The 21,791-nt window shown below is 70.9% G+C and carries 20 protein-coding genes and 2 tRNA genes; 21 read left to right on the plus strand and 1 reads right to left on the minus strand.

Annotation, left to right across the window (positions count from 1 at the left end; translation table 11 throughout):
* Positions 1-10: 10 nt before the first annotated feature.
* Positions 11-1,702, minus strand: a complete 1,692-nt coding sequence (locus tag QN163_03165) for an NFACT family protein (protein ID MDR5683013.1) — start codon at positions 1,700-1,702, stop codon at positions 11-13.
* 51 nt (positions 1,703-1,753) lie between these two features.
* Between QN163_03165 and QN163_03170 the strand changes: the two genes are divergently transcribed.
* The 21 genes from QN163_03170 (at position 1,754) to QN163_03270 (ending at position 21,706) form a co-directional block, all read left to right on the plus strand.
* A complete protein-coding gene (locus tag QN163_03170) occupies positions 1,754-2,641 on the plus strand; it encodes a YicC/YloC family endoribonuclease (protein ID MDR5683014.1) in 888 nt (295 codons plus the stop codon).
* A gap of 48 nt (positions 2,642-2,689) precedes the next feature.
* Positions 2,690-2,962, plus strand: coding sequence for a DUF370 domain-containing protein (locus QN163_03175; GenBank protein MDR5683015.1), 273 nt, complete (start codon positions 2,690-2,692; stop codon positions 2,960-2,962).
* Positions 2,963-3,010: 48 nt separating this feature from the next.
* Positions 3,011-3,541: an AAA family ATPase gene (locus QN163_03180; protein ID MDR5683016.1), complete on the plus strand. Its 531-nt coding sequence runs from the start codon at positions 3,011-3,013 to the stop codon at positions 3,539-3,541.
* A gap of 9 nt (positions 3,542-3,550) precedes the next feature.
* Entirely contained in the window at positions 3,551-4,138 is a 588-nt protein-coding gene (locus tag QN163_03185; protein ID MDR5683017.1) for a flavoprotein, read from the plus strand.
* 62 nt (positions 4,139-4,200) lie between these two features.
* Positions 4,201-6,591 (plus strand): primosomal protein N', encoded by a 2,391-nt coding sequence (priA, locus tag QN163_03190; GenBank protein ID MDR5683018.1) that lies wholly within the window; start codon positions 4,201-4,203, stop codon positions 6,589-6,591.
* A gap of 68 nt (positions 6,592-6,659) precedes the next feature.
* Positions 6,660-7,163, plus strand: coding sequence for a peptide deformylase (gene def, locus QN163_03195; GenBank protein ID MDR5683019.1), 504 nt, complete (start codon positions 6,660-6,662; stop codon positions 7,161-7,163).
* Between the two features lie 13 nt (positions 7,164-7,176).
* A complete protein-coding gene (gene fmt / locus QN163_03200) occupies positions 7,177-8,091 on the plus strand; it encodes a methionyl-tRNA formyltransferase (GenBank protein MDR5683020.1) in 915 nt (304 codons plus the stop codon).
* A 39-nt stretch (positions 8,092-8,130) separates the two neighbouring features.
* Positions 8,131-8,823, plus strand: coding sequence for a zinc metallopeptidase (locus QN163_03205; protein MDR5683021.1), 693 nt, complete (start codon positions 8,131-8,133; stop codon positions 8,821-8,823).
* Between the two features lie 6 nt (positions 8,824-8,829).
* Positions 8,830-10,182: a 16S rRNA (cytosine(967)-C(5))-methyltransferase RsmB gene (rsmB, locus tag QN163_03210; GenBank protein ID MDR5683022.1), complete on the plus strand. Its 1,353-nt coding sequence runs from the start codon at positions 8,830-8,832 to the stop codon at positions 10,180-10,182.
* Positions 10,179-11,312, plus strand: a complete 1,134-nt coding sequence (gene rlmN, locus QN163_03215; GenBank protein MDR5683023.1) for a 23S rRNA (adenine(2503)-C(2))-methyltransferase RlmN — start codon at positions 10,179-10,181, stop codon at positions 11,310-11,312. Before rsmB ends, rlmN begins: the two co-directional genes overlap by 4 nt.
* The gene (locus QN163_03220) at positions 11,309-12,040 is read left to right on the plus strand and encodes a DUF3662 and FHA domain-containing protein (protein ID MDR5683024.1); all 732 of its coding nucleotides are present in this window, start codon (positions 11,309-11,311) and stop codon (positions 12,038-12,040) included. The genes rlmN and QN163_03220 overlap by 4 nt, the downstream gene beginning before the upstream one ends.
* Positions 12,037-12,468, plus strand: coding sequence for an FHA domain-containing protein (locus QN163_03225; protein ID MDR5683025.1), 432 nt, complete (start codon positions 12,037-12,039; stop codon positions 12,466-12,468). The genes QN163_03220 and QN163_03225 overlap by 4 nt, the downstream gene beginning before the upstream one ends.
* A 72-nt stretch (positions 12,469-12,540) precedes the next feature.
* A complete protein-coding gene (locus QN163_03230; protein MDR5683026.1) occupies positions 12,541-13,551 on the plus strand; it encodes a protein phosphatase 2C domain-containing protein in 1,011 nt (336 codons plus the stop codon).
* Positions 13,552-13,556: 5 nt separating this feature from the next.
* Entirely contained in the window at positions 13,557-14,843 is a 1,287-nt protein-coding gene (locus tag QN163_03235) for an FtsW/RodA/SpoVE family cell cycle protein (protein ID MDR5683027.1), read from the plus strand.
* A complete protein-coding gene (locus tag QN163_03240; GenBank protein MDR5683028.1) occupies positions 14,824-16,224 on the plus strand; it encodes a penicillin-binding transpeptidase domain-containing protein in 1,401 nt (466 codons plus the stop codon). The genes QN163_03235 and QN163_03240 overlap by 20 nt, the downstream gene beginning before the upstream one ends.
* Positions 16,225-16,239: 15 nt before the next feature.
* Complete coding sequence (locus QN163_03245) at positions 16,240-18,192, plus strand: protein kinase (GenBank protein ID MDR5683029.1); 1,953 nt, start codon at positions 16,240-16,242, stop codon at positions 18,190-18,192.
* Positions 18,189-18,878 (plus strand): ribulose-phosphate 3-epimerase, encoded by a 690-nt coding sequence (gene rpe / locus QN163_03250; GenBank protein MDR5683030.1) that lies wholly within the window; start codon positions 18,189-18,191, stop codon positions 18,876-18,878. Before QN163_03245 ends, rpe begins: the two co-directional genes overlap by 4 nt.
* Before the next feature lie 19 nt (positions 18,879-18,897).
* Positions 18,898-19,929, plus strand: a complete 1,032-nt coding sequence (locus tag QN163_03255) for a histone deacetylase (protein ID MDR5683031.1) — start codon at positions 18,898-18,900, stop codon at positions 19,927-19,929.
* Between the two features lie 123 nt (positions 19,930-20,052).
* On the plus strand, positions 20,053-21,357 hold the full coding sequence (locus QN163_03260) for a S1 RNA-binding domain-containing protein (GenBank protein ID MDR5683032.1): 1,305 nt from the start codon (positions 20,053-20,055) through the stop codon (positions 21,355-21,357).
* 94 nt (positions 21,358-21,451) lie between these two features.
* Positions 21,452-21,529, plus strand: a tRNA-Pro gene (locus QN163_03265).
* Between the two features lie 73 nt (positions 21,530-21,602).
* Positions 21,603-21,706 (plus strand) — tRNA-Val (locus tag QN163_03270).
* Positions 21,707-21,791 lie beyond the last annotated feature (85 nt).

Raw genomic sequence — 21,791 nt, forward strand, 5'->3', positions numbered from 1 at the left:
CGGCGATCGCTCAGACCGGGGGGGCCGACCCCGACCAGGGCCGGACCCGCAGCGTTCGCTCGCCCCGATAATGGGCAACACCAGGCGGTGCGCCCTTCGGCTTCCAGACGTTGCGCCGCTCGGTGACGTCGACATCGACGGCGCCGGCGTCGCGGCCGGCGCTGTGGTAGGCGGCGAGGGCGGCCACGCGTTCGATCGTACGTTCCTCGGGCCGTCGACCCGCTACCTGGAGGATGACGTGAGCGCCGGGCTGACCCCGCGCGTGGAACCAGAGGTCGGAGGGTGCCGCCAGGCGGAACGTCACGCGGTCGTTGTCGCGGCCGGATCGTCCGACCCACACGGTGAACCCGTCCACCTGATAGGTCCGCGGTTGGGAGACCGTGGGTACGCGGCGCCGCTCGCGGGGGTGGCGCAGGTAGCCCGCGTCGGCGAGTTCCTGCTCGATCTCCACCAGGTCTTCGTCCGTGTGCGCGTTCTCGACGTAAAAGCGCGCCGCCTCCAGATAGGTGATCTCGTCGCGCAGCGCGGCGATCCGTACCGGGAGGGATTCGGCACCCGCGCGCACCTTCCGGTATCGCCGGAAGTAGTGCTGGGCATTTTCGATCGCGCTGCGCGCGGGGTCGAGCGGGATCTCGGTGGGGCGGCCTTCGTAGTCGGCAAGCGCGACGACGTCGACGCCGCGCGGGACCTGGGCCGCGTAGGCGAGCAGCAACTCCCCGAACATCCGCAGCCGATCTGCGTCTGTGGCTTCCGTCAGGCTGCGCTCCGCCTGTGCGAGGGCGTTGCGCCTGCGTCGCAGCGCCGACTCGATCTGCCCGCGCAGAGCGCGGCACCGCTGTTGCCGCCGGTCGTCGACGATGCGCGCACCGAGTGTTTGCTCGATCGCGCGACTCATCGTGGTGGCGACTTCGTGCCAGCCCCGCAGGCAGACGAACGGGAACGGGCTGTAGGTCGCCTGCTCGCCCTGACGGTACAGCCGCGGATCGAAGTCCGCCTGGTGCACCCGCCGCGCGAGGTCGTCCAGTTCCGCCGCCAGGCGCGAAGCGGCGGCCGCGTCGAAGACGGACGCATCGATGTGGCCGGCGCGGGTGCACAGCTCGTACGCCAGCAGGGGCCCGATGCCGGCCACCGCGGCCAGCAGGCGCCGCCAAGCGGGCCCGGTGCCCTGCGCGAGCACGTGGCCCAGGTCCAACACTTTGCCCGGCCGAGGGCGGGTGTCCGGCGGTGGGGGCGCATACGGGGACCCGGGCACGACGGGACGCAGCCGGGATCGGTGGGGGCCGATCACCTTGGCGGCGCCCACCACCAGGCCGTCCCGGACGAGGATGAGGTTCGCGTGCTTTCCCATGGGTTCGGCGACTAGACGGTACGGGCCGTCGAGAGCGTCCACGTGAAGTTCCAACACGCGCTCGAACGCGGGGTGCACCAAACCGGTGACCAGGGCGTCGTTGAGGCGGGCGCGGAGGAGTTGGCCGAACGGCCCGCTCCCGTCGCCGTCCGGCCATGCCTCCAGCAGGTGCGCGCGGGCCCAGCGCGGGTCCGCCGACAGCAGCAGGATCCCCACGCCGCGCAGTTCCAACACGACCTCGTGCGGGTCCGGCTGCGCCACGCGGCGGATGCGCGCGGGCAGCAGCGGTCCCAACTCGGCCGCGACAGCGGCGAGGGTGACGGCGTCGAACGACGGGGCAGGGAGATCGGGCATCCGGGGCTTATCATAAGGGAAGCGGGCGGTCGGCCGCGTCGGGAGCGTGGTGTGGTCCACAGCATGACGGGATACGGCGCCGCGGAGGCGCGCACGGACGCCGGGCGATGGGTGGTGGAGGCGCGGTCGGTGAACCACCGGTTCCTGGAGGTCTCTGTCCGACTCCCGCGCGAGCTGGGCGCACTCGAAGACCGCGTGCGCGCCGTGGTCGGCGGGCGCGTGTCGCGCGGGCGCATCGAGGTCGCCGTGCTCAAAGACGATCCGTCGCCTCGTGCGCGGTCTGTGCGGATCGATGTGGAGCTGGCGCGGCGGTACGCGGAGGCGGTTCGGGAACTGCAACGGGTCCTCGAAGCGCCCGATGCGGTGCCGCTGTCGGTGCTGCTTTCGCTGCCCGATGTCGTCCGGGTCGAAACCGAGCGCGAGGACCCTGAAGCGGCGTGGACGGCGATCGCGCCGGCGGTCGATGCGGCGGTCGAGAATCTCGTGGCGATGCGCCGCGCCGAGGGGCAGCGGCTCGCCCGAGACCTTCTGAGGCGGCTGGACCGCCTGGAGACGCTGGCCGATCAAGTGGCCTCCCGCGCCGATCGGGTCGTGGAGGACTACGCGCGGCGGTTGCGGCGGAGGATCGGCGAGCTGTTGCGGGCGGCCGGCGGCGCTGAAGTCGACGACGCGCGGCTCGCAGTTGAAGTCGCGCTGTTCGCCGAGCGCGCGGACATCAGCGAGGAGATCACGCGCCTGCGCAGTCACTTCGCCCACATGCGATTTCTGCTCGACGGCCGCGGCCCCGTGGGGCGCAAGCTGGAATTCCTCCTGCAGGAGATTGGCCGGGAGGTGAACACGATCGGATCGAAGGCCACGGATCTGGCGATCACGCAAGCCGTGCTGGAGATGAAGTCACAGCTGGAGAGTCTGCGCGAGCAGGTGGCGAACGTGGAGTGACGGCGGACAGCGGATCCCGACCGCTGCGCCCGAACCGTGAGGGGGTTCATGGAACCGAAGCTGGTCAACATCGGATTCGGCAACATCGTGGCCGCCAACCGGATCGTGGCGATCGTCAGCCCGGACTCTGCGCCGATCAAGCGGATCATCCAGGAGGCGCGCGAGAACGGTTCGCTGATCGACGCCACCTACGGGAGGAGGACGCGCGCGGTGGTGATCACGGACAGCGGCCACGTGCTCCTGTCGGCTGTGCAGCCCGAGACCGTCGCCCACCGCCTGGCGTCTCGCGAGCCGGGTGAGGAGGCAGGTGCGGAGCGCTAGCTGCCGCGGGATCATGCCGGTAGCCGTCGCGCCCACCGCGGGCGCGCCATGATCATCACGGTCAGCGGCCTCATCGCCAGCGGCAAGACGACGGCCGCGCGGGCCCTGGCCGCACGCCTCGGATTGCGGTACCTGTCGGCGGGCGAAGTCATGCGCCGATGGGCCGAACAGCGCGGCGTCACCCTGTTGAAGTTCTCGGAGATGGCCGAGCGCGACCCCTCGATCGATCGTGAGATCGACCGGCTCCAGGTGGAGATGGCCAAGGACGGCAATGCCGTCGTGGATTCACGGCTGGCCGGCTGGTTCGTCCCGGCGGAGATGAAGGTGTGGCTGCGGGCACCGCTGGAGGTGCGCGCACAGCGCGTCGCCCGGAGGGAAGGGATGGATCCCCGCGTCGCCCTCGAGGAACTCCAGACGCGTGAGGCGAGCGAGCACAGGCGCTATCGGGCGCTGTACGGCATCGACCTGAACGACCTGTCGCCGTATCACGTCGTGCTCGACACCGAGCGATGGCAGAAAGAACAGGTGGCCGACGCACTCGAGACGCTCGCGCGGGCTCTGGTCGCGGCCGGGTGTTGAGGGGATGCGATGGAACCCGACCTGACACGGCAACCGAGGCTGCCCTCCGCCGACCCGATGGTTCTGGTGGGCGTGTGCGGCGGGATCTCCGCGTACAAGATCGCTTCCCTCGTGAGCGCGCTGCGGCGCGAGGGCAACCGGGTGCACGTGCTGATGACCGCCTCGGCGCAACGCTTCGTCGGCCCCGTCACGTTCCGGGCGTTGTCGCAGAACCCGGTCACCACCGACATGTGGGACCCTCACGGCCCGTACGACGAGCCGCACGTCGCGCTGGGATCCCAGGCGGACCTGTACGTCATCGCGCCGGCGACCGCGCAGACCATCGCTTGTCTGGCGCATGGGTTTGCCGACGACGTGGTCACCGCCACTGCGCTCGCGACGCGCGCTCCGGTGCTGCTGGCGCCGGCGATGAGCGAGGAGATGTGGCAGCATCCAGCCACGCGCCGCAACGTCGCGAGGCTGCAGGAGTGGGGCTACCGGTTCGTCGGCCCGGTACGGGGCCGGCTCGCATCCGGCCAGGAAGGCTGGGGCCGGATGGCCGAGCCGGAGGAGATCCTCGCGGCCGCCAGGGTTCTGCTGAAGGAGGCCATCCGGTAGCGGGCAAGCCCCGAACCGGCTATCTGCTGCACTCGTCGAGTCCCCAGGGTCTTCGGCCGACCATGCGCTATGCCCTCGTCCTGATCGATCTGCCGGTCGGGTCCCTGCGCGCTCCCTTCCACTATCGGGTGCCGGAGGAGATGGAGGGGCGGGTGCGGTTCGGTGTCCGGGTGGTCGTGCCGTTGTCGCGCAGGTCGGTACCGGGATTCATCGTGGGCTTCGACGACCACGCACCCACACCCGATGTCCTGCCGATCACCGACGTCGTGAGTCCGGACTCCTTGTTCGACGAAGAAATCTGGGAACTCGCGCAGTGGGTGGCAGAACATTATCTGGCGACCCCGCAGGAGGCGCTGCGCTGTGCGATCCCCTCCGATGCGCTCGCCCATCTGCGGCGGTGGGTGGTCCGCGGGGCGGAACCGCTCGATGCGTCGATGCTCTCCGCCACCGAGCGCGCGCTCCTCGGCGCACTGGGCCCTCAGGGCGCCGACGAAGAGGATCTGGTGGCGGCGATCGGGCGGGGTGCGGTGCGCCGCGCGCTGGCGCGCATGCAGGCGGCGGGATGGGTCCACGTCCGCACGCAGGTGCGCCCTCCGGCGATCTCACCCCGTCGAGAGGTCCTGCTGCGCCTTGCGGTGCCGCCGGAGGCGGCGTGGGAGGCAGTGGACCGCTACCGCCTGCACGCCCCACAGCGCGCGCGCATCCTCCGGATGCTCGCAGAGGCGGGGGAAGCACCCCGCGCGGCGGTGTTGCGTGGAGGGGGAGGGGCGCTGCGGGCGCTGCTGCGCGAGGGGCTGGTCGAGGAGGTGCGCGTCGAGGCGGTCCGAGATCCCCTGCGCGGTACGTACCGAGATACCTCCGTTCCGGCCGAACTGACCGCCGAGCAACGGGAGGCGCTCGATGCGGTCTTGGATGCGCTGGACAACAGTCGCCACGAGGTCTTCCTGTTGCACGGCGTAACCGGCAGCGGCAAGACCGAGGTGTACCTTCGTGCGGTCGGCTCGGCGATCCAGCGCGGGCGGCGGGCGCTGGTGCTGGTGCCGGAGATCGCCCTGACGCCGCAGACGGTGGCGCGCTTTGCCGGTCGCTTCGGTGAGCGCGTCGCGGTCCTGCACAGCCGCCTGAGCGCCGGCGAGCGGTACGACACCTGGTGGCGGATCCGCCGGGGAGACTACGATGTGGTCGTGGGTCCCCGCTCCGCGGTGTTCGCGCCGCTGGCTGACATCGGCCTGGTGGTCGTGGACGAGGAGCACGAGGGCGCCTACAAGCAGACGAACGCGCCCCGCTACCACGCACGCGACGTGGCGTTGGAGCGCTCGCGCCGCCGGGGCGTCCCGGTCCTGTTGGGCAGCGCGACCCCTTCGGTGGAGTCACTGTGGCGGGCGCAGCAGGGCAGTTGGCGCTGGCTGCGGCTTCGGTCTCGGGTCGCCGCAAGACCGCTGCCGGCGATCCGCATCACCGACATGCGCAGGGAAGATGGACGGTCGGTGTTCGGACGAGCCCTCATCGAGGCGATGCGGGCCCGCATCGCCTCCGGCGATCAGGTCCTGCTGTATCTGAACCGCCGCGGCTACGCGTCCGCTCTCGTCTGCCGCGAGTGCGGGCACGTCCCCCGGTGTCACGGCTGCGGCGTCGCGCTCACCTACCACCTCGCGACCCGGGCGCTGCGTTGCCACTACTGCGGCCGCGTGCTGCCAGCCCCCTCTGCGTGTCCGTCCTGCCGTGGCATACACCTGCGTCCGTTCGGCCCGGGGACGCAGCGCGTCGAGGAGGAGGTGCGCCGACTGTTTCCAGGCGTGGATGTGGCGCGCGCCGACCGCGACACGATGTCGCGGCGCGGTGCCCACCAGCGGCTGATGGACGACCTGCGCCAGCGGCGGGTGCAGGTGCTCGTCGGCACCCAGATGATCGCGAAGGGCCTCGACCTCCCGGGGGTCGGGCTGGTGGGCGTCGTGGCGGCTGACGTGGCTCTGAGTCTACCGGACTTCCGCGCCGGGGAGCGCGCGCTGCAGCAGCTCGTCCAGGTGGCCGGTCGCGCCGGCCGCGGTGAGTCCCCCGGCGAGGTGATCATCCAGACCTATCAACCGAAACACCCCGCGGTCCTGGCGGCATGCGGCGACGACATGGCATTCTTCGAGGAGGAGATCGCCGCGCGAAGGGCGCTGCGCTATCCTCCTTTCAGTTCGCTGATCCAGCTGATCGTCTCCGCGAGGGCACTGGCCGACGCGCGGACGGCGGCGCGGTCCCTGGCGGACTCGCTGGCCGCAGCCGAGATCCTGGGTCCCAGCCCCGCACCCTTGAGCCGGTTGCGCGGCTGGTACCGCTGGCAGATCGTCGCGCGCGGCCAAGATGCGCAGGCGCTGCGAGACGCCGTGCGCCAGGGGCTGGCGGCGTGGCGGCGTCCGCCCGGCGTGCGCATCGCAATCGACGTCGACCCGGTGGAGATGCTGTAGCCGGCTCCGGGGCCCTGCGGCCGCTGGTACACTGATCTGCGGATCACACACAACGGACTGCGGCGGTCATGAAGATCATCACGGTGGGCAGTCCACGGGGCGCGGTGCTGCGACGCAAGGCGAAGCCGGTGGGGCAGGTGACGCCGCAGGTCGCGCGGCTGATGGACCAGATGCTGGCGTTGATGCGGGCGGCCCCCGGCGTCGGCCTGGCGGCGCCCCAGGTCGGCATCGGCCGACGCATCCTCGTCGCGGAGTACGATGGGATCACCTACCAGCTCGCTGACCCGGAGATCGTGCGGATGCAGGGTGAGGAGATGGGCCGCGAGGGCTGTCTGTCCATCCCCGGCATCGTGTGCGATGTGCGGCGGGCGGTGGACGTCGTGGTGCGCGCGAAGAACCGGCGCAACCGTCGGGTGGAGATCCGCGCGACCGGCTGGCTCGCGCGCATCCTGCAGCACGAGATCGACCACCTCGACGGCATCCTGATCACCGACCGCGTCGACGGACCGGAACACATCCATCGGGTCGACGAGCTGGCGCCCGAAGAACGGGCGGAGGAGGTGGTGGGGTGAGCGGCTGCCGACCGTGAGGGTACTGTTCTTGGGTACGCCGTCGTTCGCACTGCCCTCCTTGGAAGCCCTGGCCTCGCGTCACGGTGTCGTGGCGGTCATCACGCAGCCCGACCGACCGGCGGGGCGCGGGCGGAGGCTCACTCCGCCCCCCGTCGCGGTGCGTGCGAGAGAGCTCGGTATCCCCGTGCTGCAACCCGACAGGCTGCGCGATGTGCGCGCGCAGGTCGAGGCCCTAGCGCCCGACCTCGGCGTCACCGTTGCGTACGGCAAGATCATCCCCCGCTGGTTGCTGGATCTGCCTGCGCACGGCTGCATCAACCTGCATCCCTCATTGCTCCCAAAATACCGCGGGGCGTCACCGATCCAACGGGCGATCCTGCACGGAGACGCGGTAACGGGTGTGACGGTGATCCGGCAGACCGCCGAGCTGGATGCGGGCGACATCCTCGCGCAGCGTGAGGTCCCCATCCTGCCCGACGACACCGCCGGCACGTTGGAGGCTCGACTCGCGCAAGTCGGCGCACGGCTGCTGGTGGAGGTCGTCGACGCGATCGGGCGGGGCGAGGCCCGCCCCGCGCCCCAGGACCCCGCGGCGGCCAGTTACTTCGGCAAGCTGACCAAGGAGGATGGGCGGATCGACTGGACGCACCCGGCCGCGCAGATCGAGCGGCACATCCGGGCGATGGAGCCGTGGCCCAAAGCGTTCACCTTCCGCGGCGGCGAACGGGTGGCAATCCGGAGGGGTCGCGTGGTGAGTGACGAAGGCGCGCCCGGATGTGTGCTGCGTTTGACCGAAGAGGGATTCGTCGTCGGCACGGGCGAGGGCGCGCTCGAAGTCGTCGAGGTGCAGCCGGCCTCGGGACGGAGGATGTCTGCGGCGGACTACGCCCGCGGCCACCGGCTCACGGTCGGAGAGGTGCTCGGGTGAGCCCCTCCTGCTAGAATAGGGCCCGGAGGTGCTGAAGAGATGATGTTCTTCGGAGGACCGCTGTTCTGGCTGGCGATCTTCGGTTTTCTGTTCGCACTCTGGGCCCAGTTCCAGGTTCGGTCGACGTTTGGCCGCTACAGCCGCGTGCCGACGGCGACGGGTCTGACCGGGGCGGAGGCGGCGGAGCGCATCCTCGCCACCTACGGACTGCACGACGTCCGCATCGAGCCGGTCCAGGGGATGTTGACCGACCACTACGACCCACGCTCCAAGACGTTGCGCCTGTCTCCGGAGGTGTACGCCAGCAACTCCGTCGCGGCCCTCGGCGTCGCCGCGCACGAGGCCGGGCACGCGTTGCAGCACAAGGAGAACTACGCGCCGCTGGCGCTGCGCAACGCGATCGTCCCGGTCGCCGGCATCGGCTCCCAGCTGGGGATCTGGCTGTTCTTCATCGGCATGATCCTCGGGCAGGGTGGCGGGTGGCTGATGGACATCGGCATTTTGCTGTTCGTCGGTGTGGTGGCCTTCACGTTGGTCACGCTGCCCGTTGAGTTCGACGCCAGCCGCCGCGCGGTCGCGGTCCTGGCGGGCAACGGCCTGATCACCCCGCGGGAGTCGCAGGGCGTGCGCGCGGTGCTCAACGCCGCCGCCATGACCTACGTGGCCGCGGCCGCGATGGCGATCATCCAACTGCTCCGCCTGATCGCGCTGCGCAACATGTCCCGACACTAGCCGCCCGTGGTACGCGGGACGCGGCCCCCGGCGGTTGCCCGGTCGGCCGCACCGCGCACCGGCCGCGAGGCCGCCCTGGAAGTCCTCGATGCCGTCGAGACCGGGGCGTTCAGCAACGTGGCCCTGCTGCGGACGCTTGAACGCGCCAGCCTGCCGGCTCCGGAGGCCGCCCTGGCGACCGAGCTGGCCCTGGGTGTCCTGCGGTGGCGTGGGCGGGTGGACTATGCCCTGGCCGGCTTCCTGCGAGAGCCCTTCGGCCGCCTGCCACCTGCGATTCGCCAGATCCTGCGGCTGGGCGCCTATCAGATCCTGTTCTTGGACCGCATCCCCGCGCACGCGGCCGTCAACGAGTCGGTGGAGATGGCCAAGCGCCGGGGCCACCGCCGAAGCGCGGCACTGGTCAACGCCGTGCTGAGGGCGCTCGCCGCATCCGGCGAGCCCCCACCGCCGGCTGCCCCCGACGAGGCGCTGGCGATACGCGGCAGCCATCCGCTGTGGTTGGTGCGGCGTTGGATCGCCCGATGGGGGATCGAGCAGGCGTCCGCCGTGTGCGCGGCCAACAACGGGACGCCGCCCACGTTCCTCCGCGTGAACACCCTGCGGGCCTCCCCCCAGCAGGCGGTGCAAGCCCTGGCGGCGGCCGGGGTGACCGTCGAGCCCGGGTCTTTGCCCGAGTCGCTTCGGGTGACGGCCGGTTCGCTGCCGGACCGGATGCCCTTGGTGGCCGGGGGTGTGGTTGTCGCGCAGGACGAAGGGTCGATGGCGGTCGTGCGGGCACTGGCCCCCGAACCCGGAGAGACGGTCGTCGACGCCTGCGCCGCGCCGGGCGGGAAGAGCACGCACATCGCAGCCGTTGTGGCCAACCGGGGCCGCGTGATCGCCTGCGACGTCACCGATGCCAAGGTGCGCGCGATCCGCCAGGCCGTCGACCGGGCGGGTGCCGGCTGCGTGGAACCGACGCGCGCGGACGCGCGCGACCTGCCAGTCCGCGATGCCGACCGCGTGTTGGTGGACGCGCCGTGTACCGGGCTGGGCGTGGTGCGCCGGCGGCCGGAGATCCGATGGCGCATCCGCGAGCAGCATCTGCGACGGGCCTCCGCTCGGCAGCGGGAGATCCTGGCTGGCGCGGCGGGTGCGGTGCGGCGGGGAGGTGTGCTGGTGTACGCCGTCTGCTCGACCGAGCCGGAGGAAGGGCCCGACGTCGTACAATGGTGGGTGGCGCAGGGGGAGTTCAGCCTCGAGCCGTTCTCGATCCCGTGGAGGAGCGACGCGCTGGCGGCCTCGGACGGGACGTTGCTCCTCCTGCCGCATCTGCACGGGACGGACAGTTTCTTCGTGGCCAGGATGAGGCGAACGTGAGACCGAGCCAGGCGCCCGACCTCCGCTCCATGACCGTCGACGAACTGGAGGCGTTCGCTCTGACCCTGGGCGAGCCGGCCTACCGCGGGCGACAGCTCGCCCGGTGGGTGCACCGGCACGGTGCGCAGACCTTCGAGGAGATGACCGACCTCCCCGCGCGGCTGCGCGCCGCGCTGCCCGCGGTGGCGCGGATCACCGCATTGCGGATCGGTCGGCGGCTGACCTCGACCGAAGGCAGCACGACGAAGTACCTTCTGGTCGCCGCGGACGGCAGCACGATCGAGAGCGTCTTGATGCGCTACGCGGACGGCCGGCGCACCGCGTGCGTCTCGACCCAGGTGGGATGCGCGATGGCCTGCACCTTCTGCGCCACCGGCCAGGTGGGCCTTGCGCGCAACCTCACCGCGGGCGAGATCGTCGACCAGGTGCACCGGATGCAGCAGGATGCCAACGAGACGATCAACCGCGTCGTGTTCATGGGGATGGGCGAGCCGCTGGCGAACTACGACGCCACGGTTCGGGCGGTGCGCCTGCTGGGTGCGCCGTACGGTGCGGGGATCGGGATGCGCCACATTACCATATCGACGGTGGGGCTCGTCCCGCAGATCCGACGGCTGGCGACCGAGCGCCTGCCCGTCACGCTGGCGGTCTCCCTGCACGCCCCGGACGACCGGCTGCGATCGGCACTGGTGCCGATCAACGCCCAGTATCCGATCGCGGAGCTGCTGGAAGCGTGCTGGGATTATGCTGGGACGACACGGCGTCGCGTCACCTTCGAGTACGTGCTGATGCGCGGCGTCAACGACACGCCCGAGATGGCACGCCGGCTCGGTGCCCTGCTGCGGGGCGCTCTGGCCCACGTCAACCTCATCCCGTGGAATCCGGTGCCGGGCATGCCGTATGAGCGTCCCTGCCCGCAGGATGTGCGTGGGTTCGCCCGGGCGCTGCGCCGCTGTGGCGTACCGGCCACGGTGCGGATCGAGCGGGGCACCGACATCATGGCGGCCTGCGGCCAGCTGCGAAACGCCTTTACGCCCGGCCGGATGCCCAGGCGGATCGCGGATCCCGGATCGCCTCCCATCCAGCGGCCGGCCAGCCGTTGGGTGCCCACCCCCGCGTCGGTGCCATGAGCCTGTTTGCGCGTTGGGAGAAACGACTGGAATCCCTCGTGGAGGGACTGTTCGCCCGCACGTTCAAGGGCCCTCTGCACCCGGTCGAGATTGCCAGGCAGCTCGCCCGCGCGATGGAAGAGGGCCAGACGCCCAGCGTGTCGCGGACGTATGCGCCCAACGCCTTTACGGTGGTGCTGAGCCCGCGCGACCACGCCGGGCTGGCGGGATTCCAGGACGCGCTGGTGTCCGAACTCGTGGCCTACCTGCGCGAGCATGCCGAATCGCGGGGTTTCACACTGGTCGGCCCCCTGCAGGTCCACATCCACTCCAGCGAGGCGGTCGAATCCGGCAGGGTGCAGGTGCAGTCGCGCACCGTCGCCGGTCCGTCGGCGCAGACGGAAGGACCGGCGGAGGTCGCCGACACCCGGGTGTACCGGATCGGCGGGGCGGGTCGGCGGGCCGTGCTCACGGTGGCGGAAGGAGAGCCGCGCGGAGCCGTCGTCCCGGTGGCGGCCCGTCCGATCCTCATCGGACGCCGGCAGGGTTGCGACGTCGTGGTCCCCGATCCCAACGTCTCGCGCGAACACCTCCGCGTCGAACGCACGCCGGAGGGTGCGCTCGTCGTGGATCTGGACTCCACCAACGGCACGTTCGTCAACGGCCAGCGCGTGCACCGCCGCCTGCTCCGGCCGGGTGATCGCATTCGGATCGGGACCACGGTGCTGGAGTACCGCGAAGAAGAATGAACGACCTGATCCTGCAGCCCCTGCGCTACGTCGTGCTCGCCGGGCTGTTCTGGTTCCTGTACCGGGCGGTGCGCGTGATGGAATCGGAGCTGCGGGCCGCAGCGGCGGCCGAGCAAACGCCGCAAACCGCCACGCTGGTGGTGGAGCGTGGCGGGGACGGCCTGAGCCGCGGTCAGACGTTCGTCGTCGCGTCCGGGGCGGTGCTGGGACGCTCGCCGGCTGCCCAGATCCTGCTGCCCGACGAGTTCGCCAGCGCGCAGCACGCTCGGCTGGTGCTGCACGGCTCTGCCTTTTGGGTCGAGGACCTGGGCTCGAAGAACGGCACCTACCTCAACGAGCGACGGGTGACGGCACCGGTGCCGATCCAGGACGGCGACACGCTGAAGATCGGACAGACGGTGTTTCGGTTCCGCTCGACGTCGAACTGACTCATCACCGCGCGGCGGCCGGCCCACACGCCGCAGACGATCCGCGTCGGGACATCGACACGGGAGGTGGGCTTGAGGCTGCGAGCGGTCGTTGCCACGCACCCGGGCCAGCGGGCCCGCAACGAGGACGCCGCGCTGTCGTGGGTGCGGCGCGGCCTGGGCGTCTACGCCGTGGCCGACGGGGTGGGCGGAGGGTATGGAGGCCACCTCGCCAGCCGAGCCGCCGTGCGGGCGTTCGCGCGATCGTTGGCACGGCGCCTGCGCGGCGGGGAACCACTGGCCGATGCGTGCTCCGCCGCTGTGGTCGACGCCGGTGAGGCCGTGGCCCGGGCCGTCCCCGATGCCGACCGCGCGCCCCCCGGGACCACGCTGACGGCGTTGTGCGTCTTGGGCAGCGAGGCGGCGATCGTCCACGTCGGCGACAGCCGCGCCTACCGGTTGCGTGACGGCACCCTGTCGCCGCTCACCGAGGACCACTCGGTGACCGCTGAACTCGTGCGCGCCCACGCGCTCGGGCTGACGGAGGCCGCGCGCCACGCCCACCGGAACGTCCTCACCCAGGCGGTGGGCGCGGGTTCGGTGCGCCCACAGGTGAACCCGGTCGGCCTGCGGCCGGGCGACGTCGTGCTGCTGTGTACCGACGGGGTGTATAAGGCGGTGCCGGACGATCGACTCGCCCACCTGCTCGCCTCAGAGGGTGCCGCGCGGCGGATCGTAGAGGAGGTGGTCGCGCGTGAAGGGGAGGACAACGCCACCGCACTGACCGTCGAGGTGTGCGTTGGGGCCCCGCGCCGCTGCTCCCGGCACCTGGCGGCGGCCGCGCTGGCCATGGCGTTGGCCGCCGCCGGCGCGTTGTCGCAGCGCTCCTACTTCCTGGGCGTCGAGGGGGGACAGGTGACGCTGTTTCGAGGGCTGCCCCTGGAGGTCGGGGGGTTGCGGGCATATCGGGCGGAGCGAACTTTCGCGACGCCGCTGGAGGAGGTGGCTCCCGCCTACCGGCAGCGACTGCAACGCGGGCTGTGGGTGTGGGATGCCGAAGAGGCCGTGAGGATCGTGGAGGAGTTGCGGCAGGAGCCGCGGTGAGGGCGATGTCGGCGCTGACGTCGCAGACCGCCCGGTTGCACGCACTGGCCGTGGGCGTCGGGTTGCTGGCGCTGTCGCTCGTCCACTTTGCCCGTTACTGGGGCTCACCCCCCATCCCGTTGCTGTACGGTGCGGCGGCGCTCGTGGGGTTCCCGGTCGTGGGCTGGGTCCTGCACCGCGGCGGCTACCGGGGCGACGCACTCTTGCTGCCGGTGACGGCGGCGATCGTCGGGCTGGGGCTGGCGCAGATCTACCGCCTGCAGCCCAGCCTGATGCTGCGGCAGGCCACGTGGGTCTGCTTGGGGTTCGCGCTGCTGCTGGGGACGCTGCAGTTGGCGAGGGATCCTTCGCGGCTGGCACGCTACCGCTACCTCAGCGCCGCGGCGGCGCTGTCGTTGCTGGGCGCGGCGCTCGTTTTCGGTGTCGAGCGCGGTGGGGCGCGGCAGTGGATCGACCTCGGTTTCGTCAGCTTCCAGCCTTCGGAGGCGGTGAAGGTTCTGCTCGTCGTGTTTTTGGCCGCCTACCTCTCCGAGCACGGCAAGTGGATCACCGAGGGAAGGTCCCGTCCGTTGGAGCTGCGCGCGCTAGGGCCGGTGGTGGTGATGCTCGCCTTGAGCCTGCTGCTGCTCGTCGTCCAACGGGACCTGGGCGGCGCGTTGCTATACTTTGCGATCGTGCTGCTCATGGTGTACGCGGCGACCGGTCGCGGCGACTACGTTTTGGTCGGGGCGGCGGCGTTCGTCGTCGGTGCGGCGGTGTGCTACTTGGCGTTTGCGCACGTGCGCGTGCGGATCGACGCGTGGGTCGATCCGTGGCGCGACCTGCCGGGTGCCGGCTACCAGATCGCGCAGGCGCTGTTCGCGCTGGGGAGCGGCGGCCTGGTGGGCACGGGACTCGGGCTCGGGCACCCCGACCTGATCCCGGCCGTCCACACGGACCTGATCTTCGCCGCGGTCGCCGAGGAGCTGGGGTTTGCCGGCGCGGTGGGTGTGATCCTCCTGTACGCCCTGCTCCTGGCGCGTGCGTTCGGGATCGCCCTGCGCGCACAGCCGAACGTTTCCCGGCTGCTGGCGACCGGAGCGGCGTGCGTACTGGCGGTGCAGACGCTGCTGATCTTGGGCGGTGCGACCCGACTGCTCCCGTTGACGGGGATCACGCTGCCGTTCATGAGCTACGGCGGGTCGTCGATCGTGAGCAACTTCGTGCTGCTGGGCCTGCTGCACGCGGTCTCCCACGAGGCGGCCTCACCGATACGGCGGTCGGAGCGTCAGGATGGCAGGCCGCATCCGTAGGATCGCGACGGCGTTTTTGTCTCTATTCGCCCTCCAAGCCCTGTGGGCCGGTTACTGGCAGGTCTGGCGGGGCGGCGAGCTGGCGACCGATGCCCGCAACCCGCGCCTGCTGCTGGCCGAGGAGCGCATCCACCGCGGGGCGATCCTCGACCGGCGGTTGCGGGTGCTGGCCGAGACGACCTACGAGGGGGCGCGGGTCGTGCGCCGTTACCCGGCGGGTGCTGCGGGGGCGCACGTCGTCGGATACCGCAACCTGCGGCTGGGCAAGACCGGCCTGGAGGCCGCTCTGGACGCCGAACTGCTGGGCCTGGAGGACCGGGCGCTGTGGGACGACGTGAGGGACCGCCTGACGGCGCGGCCTCGGCGGGGGCTGGACGTGGTGACAACGCTGGATCTGGACATCCAGAGTGCCGCTTTCGCCGCGCTGGGCAGACGGCCGGGTGCGGTGGTCGTGCTCGACGCACGAGACGGAGCGGTGTTGGCGATGGCCAGCCGTCCGTCGTTCGACCCCAACGAGGTCGAATCGCAGTGGGAGAAGCTGCGCCGCGCGGAGGGTGCTCCGCTGCTCAACCGCGTGCTGCACGGTCTGTACCCGCCGGGGTCCACGTTCAAGATCGTCACGATGGCCGCGGCACTGAGCCGCGGCGCGGCAACGCCCCAGACGGAGTTCACCTGCCCCGGTTTTATCGTCGTGCGTGGACGCCGGATCACGGATTTCGGCGGGCGCGGGCACGGGCAACTGACACTGCACGACGCGCTCGTGCAGTCCTGCAACGTGGCGTTCATCGAGCTGGGGCTGCGCACGCGCGCAGACACATTGCGCGAGGTCTCCTCAGCGTTCGGGCTGGGGACGGCGCCCGCGCTGGAGATGCCCTCCGCCGCCGGGCACCTGCCGCCACCGCAGGAGGTAGCCGACGACGGCGTTGCTCAGATGGCGTTCGGGCAGGGAAGCCTGCTCGTCTCGCCGCTCCAGATGGCGGTGGTCGCGGCCACGATCGCGCTGGAGGGGCAGCGGCCACAGCCCTACATGGTGCGCGAGGTGCGCACGTACGGAGGCCGGACGGTCGACCGTCGATCGCCACCCGGCGTCGTGCGCGTGCTCGCGCCGCCTGTCGCCCGAGCCGTGCGGGCGGCGATGGTCGACGTCGTGCGCCGGGGGACCGGTCGCGGGGCCGGGCTGCCGGGCGTGGCGGTCGCCGGCAAGACCGGGACCGCCACGGTGGAGGGTCGACCCTCCCATGCATGGTTCATCGCGTTCGCGCCGGCCGACGCGCCGCGCGTGGCGCTGGCGGTGGTACTCGAGCACGGCGGCCTGGGCGGGCGGGATGCGGCGCCGGTGGCCCGCCGGGTGCTCCAGGTGGCCCTGGACGTGGTGAAATAGACGACGGTGACGCCGATGCCGATTCTGCGCGGACAGATCGTCGCGAAAGCCTACGAGATCCTCGACACCGTCGGCCAGGGGGGGATGGCGACCGTGTTCCGCGCCCGCCGCCTCGCCGACGATGCGGTCGTTGCCCTGAAGGTGCTGCGCGACCAGTACGCCCACGATCGGGAGTTCGTCGAGCGCTTTCAGCGCGAGGCGCGGGCGGTGGCCCAGCTGGTTCACCCCAACGTCGTCCCCGTGCTCGACAGCGGCCATGACGGCGGGGTGCACTACATCGTCATGGAGTTCGTGGAGGGCGAAGATCTCAAAGCGATCCTGCGCCGTGCCGGCGCCCTCGATCCGGAGCGCGCCGTGCGCATCGCGGCCGAGGTGTGCCGGGCGCTGGAGTACGCGCACGGCCGTGGCATCGTCCACCGGGACATCAAGCCGCAGAACATCCTCATCACACGTAATGGCCAGGTGAAGGTCACCGACTTCGGGATCGCGCGCGCGATCTCCTCGTCCACGATCACCGAAACCGGCACGGTCCTCGGATCGGTGCAGTACCTGTCGCCCGAGCAGGCCCGCGGGGAAGCCGTCACCGCCGCCTCCGACCTGTACGCATTGGGCTGCGTGCTGTACGAGATGCTTACGGGCACGCTGCCGTTCGACGGCGAGTCGCCGATCGCGATTGCGCTGAAGCACATCTACGAAGAACCGCCCCCGCCACGCGCGTACAACCCGCGGATTCCCGCGCGTCTGGAGGGGATCTGTCGCCGCGCCCTTGCGAAGTCGCCCGCACAGCGGTACGCATCGGCGGAGCAGATGCGCGACGACCTCGAAGGTCGCACCGAGAGCTGGCGCGAGATGCCGACTGCGGTGGCGCGCGCAGGGGAGGCGACGGCTCTGCTGCGTCCGGGCGCGCAGCGCAGACGGGCGGGCCGCTGGCGACCCTCGCCCCTCGCCGTCGCCTCCGCGCTGCTTGCACTCGTGGCGGTGGCGATGATCGCCGGATGGCAGGCGCTGAACGCGTACGTGAACGTCGGCGAGGTCACGGTTCCGGACCTGCGCGGTCGGCCGTTCGAGGAAGCCCAGGCCTTGGCGGTCAGCCACCGCCTGCAGCTGGTGGTGGCGCGGCGGGATTTCAGCGACCGCCACCCCATGAACGCGGTCATCGACCAGGATCCCCCGCCGGGGCAGCGCGTGCGCGAGAACAGGATCGTCTCGGTGATTGTCAGTCAGGGGCCCCAGATGGTCGAGGTGCCCGACGTCACCCGCCGCAGCCTCACGGAGGCGCGCTTTCTGCTGGACCAGGCCCGGCTGCGGCTGGGCGAGGTGCGGGAAGACTACGACGACCAGTTCCCCCGCGGCTTCGTCGTGTCGCAGGATCCGCAGCCGTTGGCCCGGGTGGCGCGGCGCAGCCCCGTCAACCTGATCGTGAGCAAGGGCCCGGAGCTGGTGGCCGTACCGGACCTGGTCGGCAGGACGCTCGAGGAGGCGCGTGCGATCCTGCACCGGATCGGCATCGCGTTGGGGCGCGTTGGGTATGCGCCGCGCGACGACGTCGAGCCGGGTCGGATTGCAGAGCAGAGTCCAGCGGCCGGCGGGCAGATGCGGAGCACCGAGCGCATGGCCGTGGTTGTTGCGACGAGGCCGGTTCCGACGGAGGCTCCGACACCTGCGCCCACGCCCGCTCCGGAGCAGACGCCACAGTCGTGGGCGCCGGACGCGCCGTCGGCGGTTGTGGTGCAGGCGACCGCCGAACCGGTGGAAGAAGACGTCCGCCGTGTGCGGATCGAGATCCAGATGCCCCCCGGTGCGGCTCAGGAGCTGCGCATCGTCGTCATCGACGTGCGCGGGGTGCGCGTGGCCTACAGCCGTGTGCACCTGCCCGGACAGCAGGTGACCCGGGTGGTCGAGGTGCGGGGTTACGCGATCGTGCAGGTCTACGTGGGCGGCCGCTTCGTGGAGGAAATCCGGCCGTGATCCGCATCGCTCCCTCGATCCTGTCCGCCGACTTCGGGCGTCTGCGCGAGCAGGTGGCAGAAGCGGAGGCGGGAGGCGCCGACTGGATCCACGTCGACGTGATGGACGGCCGCTTCGTGCCGAACCTGACGATCGGTCCGGCGGTTGTCGAGGCGGTGCGGGCGGCGACGCGGCTGCCGCTGGACGTGCACCTGATGGTCGAGGAGCCCGACGGGCTGGTGCCGGCGTTCTGCGAGGTGGGTGCAGACCGGATCTCGGTCCACGTGGAAGCTTGCGTTCACCTGCAGCGGTCGCTGGCACGCATTCGAGAACTGGGGGCCGTGCCTGGCGTAGCACTCAATCCCCACACGCCGCCGGAAGCCGTGAAGTGGGTGCTGGGCGACGTGGGTACGGTGCTGGTGATGACGGTCAATCCGGGGTTCGGGGGGCAGGCGTTCTTGCCGGCGATGACAGACAAGATCCGGCGGTTCGCGCGGCTGCGCGCGCGCCTCGGGCTGGGATTCGAGATCGAGGTGGACGGGGGGATCGAGACCGCGACCGCTCGGTTGGCGGTCGGCGGGGGCGCTACCGTCCTCGTTGCGGGGCAGTCTGTCTACCGTCACCCCGACGGTGTCGCAGCGGGCATTTCCGCCATCCGGCGGGCCGCCGCGTCGGAGATCGCAAGGTCTCAGTCGTCGGGCCTGTGATCCCTTGGGCTGCCTACTGTTGTTCCATCGCGACTGCCTGGACCACGTGCCGCCCGGGCCGCATCCCGAACGGCCGGTCCGGCTGAGCGCGATCGAGCGCGCCCTGCAGCGCTGCGGGTTGTGGGAACGCCTGGCGCGGGAGGAGGGCGAACCGGTCGATCCCGACCTGCTCACGGCGGTCCACACCCGCGCCCACGTCGACGCGGTGCGCCGGGCGGCCGAGCGCGGCGGTGCACTGCTGGATCCGGACACCTACGTGTCCGCCGGATCGTGGAAGGCGGCACTCGCTGCAGCGGGTGCGGCGGTGCGCGCGGCGGAGGCCGTCGCATCCGGGCAGGTTTCGACCGCGTTCGCGGCTGTCCGCCCGCCGGGGCATCACGCCCAACCAGCCCGGGCCATGGGATTCTGCCTGTTCAACAACGTCGCCGTGGCCGCACGCCGGGTCGCCGACCGCTACGATCTCCGGCGCGTGATGATCGTCGACTGGGACGTCCACCACGGCAACGGCACGCAGGAGATCTTCTACCACGACGGGGGCGTGCTGTTCGTGTCGTTGCACCAAGAGGATGCGTACCCGGGGACCGGTGCGCTGTACGAGGTCGGCGCGCGCGACGGCGAGGGCCGAAACGTCAACGTGCCCCTGCCGGCGGGGGCCGGCGATCGAGGCTATCGCACCGTCTTCGAAGAGGTCGTCATTCCCCTGGGCGAGGCGTGGCGACCGGATCTGGTGCTGGTCTCCGCCGGCTACGATGCCCACCACCGGGATCCGCTGGGAAGCATGCGGCTGACGTCGTCGGGATTCGGGGATCTGGCGAGGTTGCTGCGCGAGGGCGCCGCGCGGTGGTGTCAGGGGAAGCTCGCATGCGTGCTGGAGGGCGGCTACGACCTCGACGGACTGGGTGCTTCGGTCGTGCGCACGCTGGAGGTGCTGTCGGGGGAGGCGGCCGAAGGCGTGACAGAAGAGGCCGCAGATGGAGAACTCCCCTACTCGGTCATCCGCGAACGCGTGCGCCAGGTCCGTAGGGTTCTGGCGCACTACTGGGCGATCTGAGACGGCGGATCGCAGGTCGTGTGGCCCCGATGCCAGCCGGCCATCCCGTCATCCCTCTGGTATAATGGCTGGGCATCCGCCCGACACTCCATCGGGCGAGGTCAAAAGGCGGTCGCTGGGCACGTGCGCATCAACGCGCCGCCGGTGGTCGGCGGAAGGTGGGTCGGAGAGTTCATGTTCGAGGAATCGCGTGATCGTTCTGACGAGATGACGATGGAGAGCGCGCTCCCTGAGCTCGAGGAGCGCAAGATCGTCAGGGGTACGGTCGTGCGCGTGGACAGCGAAGGCGTCCTCGTGGACGTGGGGGCCAAGAGCGAGGGTCTCATTCCTGTACGCGAACTGCGCCCGGGAGAGGCTCCGTCGGATCTGCGCGTCGGTGAGCAGATCGACGTGTACGTGATGCGGGTGGAGCAGGAGGAGGGCAACATCCTGCTGAGCAAGAAGCGCGCGGACGTCCAGCGCGCCTGGGAGCGCATCGAGGCCGCGTACCGAGAGGGCCAGGTGCTGCACGCGATGGTCGTCGACAAGGTGAAAGGTGGCCTCGTGGTGGACATCGGGCTTCGGGGTTTCGTGCCCGGATCCCACGTTGACCTGTCGCGCGTGAAGGGGCGGCGGTTCGAGAACCTGGTCGGAGAGAGCATTCCGCTGCGGGTCATCGAGATCGACAGAGACAAGAACCGGGTGATCCTGTCGCACAAGCAGGCGATGGAGCAGGAGCGCGCCCGGTTGCGCGCGGAACTGTTCGCCACGCTGCGCGAGGGAGACGAGCGCGAGGGCGTAGTGCGGCGGCTGGCGGACTTCGGCGCCTTCGTGGACCTGGGCGGTGTGGACGCCCTGCTGCCGATCAGCGAGATGTCGTGGACGTACATCAAGCACCCGTCAGAGGTCGTGCGCCGCGGCCAGACGGTTCGCGTGCGCGTGATCAAGGTCGATCCGAAGGCTGGCAAGATCAGCCTGAGCCTCAAGCAGGTGCAGCCGGACCCCTGGACCGACATCGAGCGGCGTCACCGGGTCGGGGAGGTCGTCCGCGGCAAGGTGGTGCGGGTGGCGCCGTCGGGGGCGTTCGTGCGCCTGCGCGACGTCGATGCGTGGCTGCCGATCGGGGAGCTGGCGGATCGCCGCGTCCAGAAGGTGGAAGACGTCGTGCAGCCGGGCGCGTCCGTGGAGGCCGTCATCACCGAGATCCGCCCGGAGGACCGGCGCATGATCGTCAGTCTCAAGCGACTGCAACGCGACCTCGAGCGCCAGCAGCTGGCCGAGCTCCAACAGTCGCAGCGGGAGGCGACGGGCTTCACGATCGGGGATGTCGCCGGAGAGCTGTTGCGGCAGGCCATTGAGCGCCCCAGGCCCGAGCGAGGCGGGGAGTCGGGCCCCGAGCCCCGATCGACGGGAGAGAGCGAGGAAGCCGAAGGCGGGTCGGGGGCCTGACCGTACGGTGGACGACTCCGGCGTGGGTTTGGTTAGAATGCTGTTGTCGCGGTGTGCTCGCGGTCCGACGAATCATACACCGGCGGGCACCGCTCGGGGCGTGGCGCAGCTTGGTTAGCGCGCAGCGTTCGGGACGCTGAGGTCGGCGGTTCAAATCCGCCCGCCCCGACCACAGATCCGGAAGAGGCAGGCGTCGGGGAATCCACCGTGGCTGGCTTTGTGGGGTACAACCGCCGACCTCGGGCCGGGGTCCCCAGCCGGTCGGCATTGGGCATTGTGACGGGCAGGGGTGGTCTGCTGACGACCGGCTGGGGTGGCATCGGCGGTTCAAATCCGCCCGCCCCGACCACAGATCCGGAAGAGGCAGGCGTCGGGGGATCCACCGTGGATGGCTTTGTGGGGTACAACCGCCGACCTCGGGCCGGGGTCCCCAG

The sequence above is a fragment of the Armatimonadota bacterium genome, from assembly GCA_031432545.1.
Classification (GTDB): Bacteria; Sysuimicrobiota; Sysuimicrobiia; order Sysuimicrobiales; family Sysuimicrobiaceae; genus Caldifonticola; species Caldifonticola tengchongensis.

Coding starts and splice junctions, on each gene's coding strand:
- QN163_03235 (MDR5683027.1), top strand. CDS start 13,557: ATGTCGGCGCTGACGTCGCAGACCGCCCGGTTGCACGCACTGGCCGTG.
- def (MDR5683019.1), top strand. CDS start 6,660: ATGAAGATCATCACGGTGGGCAGTCCACGGGGCGCGGTGCTGCGACGC.
- QN163_03225 (MDR5683025.1), top strand. CDS start 12,037: ATGAACGACCTGATCCTGCAGCCCCTGCGCTACGTCGTGCTCGCCGGG.
- QN163_03220 (MDR5683024.1), top strand. CDS start 11,309: ATGAGCCTGTTTGCGCGTTGGGAGAAACGACTGGAATCCCTCGTGGAG.
- priA (MDR5683018.1), top strand. CDS start 4,201: ATGCGCTATGCCCTCGTCCTGATCGATCTGCCGGTCGGGTCCCTGCGC.
- QN163_03175 (MDR5683015.1), top strand. CDS start 2,690: ATGGAACCGAAGCTGGTCAACATCGGATTCGGCAACATCGTGGCCGCC.
- QN163_03205 (MDR5683021.1), top strand. CDS start 8,131: ATGATGTTCTTCGGAGGACCGCTGTTCTGGCTGGCGATCTTCGGTTTT.
- QN163_03185 (MDR5683017.1), top strand. CDS start 3,551: ATGGAACCCGACCTGACACGGCAACCGAGGCTGCCCTCCGCCGACCCG.
- QN163_03165 (MDR5683013.1), bottom strand. CDS start 1,702: ATGCCCGATCTCCCTGCCCCGTCGTTCGACGCCGTCACCCTCGCCGCT.
- QN163_03240 (MDR5683028.1), top strand. CDS start 14,824: ATGGCAGGCCGCATCCGTAGGATCGCGACGGCGTTTTTGTCTCTATTC.
- QN163_03245 (MDR5683029.1), top strand. CDS start 16,240: ATGCCGATTCTGCGCGGACAGATCGTCGCGAAAGCCTACGAGATCCTC.
- QN163_03180 (MDR5683016.1), top strand. CDS start 3,011: ATGATCATCACGGTCAGCGGCCTCATCGCCAGCGGCAAGACGACGGCC.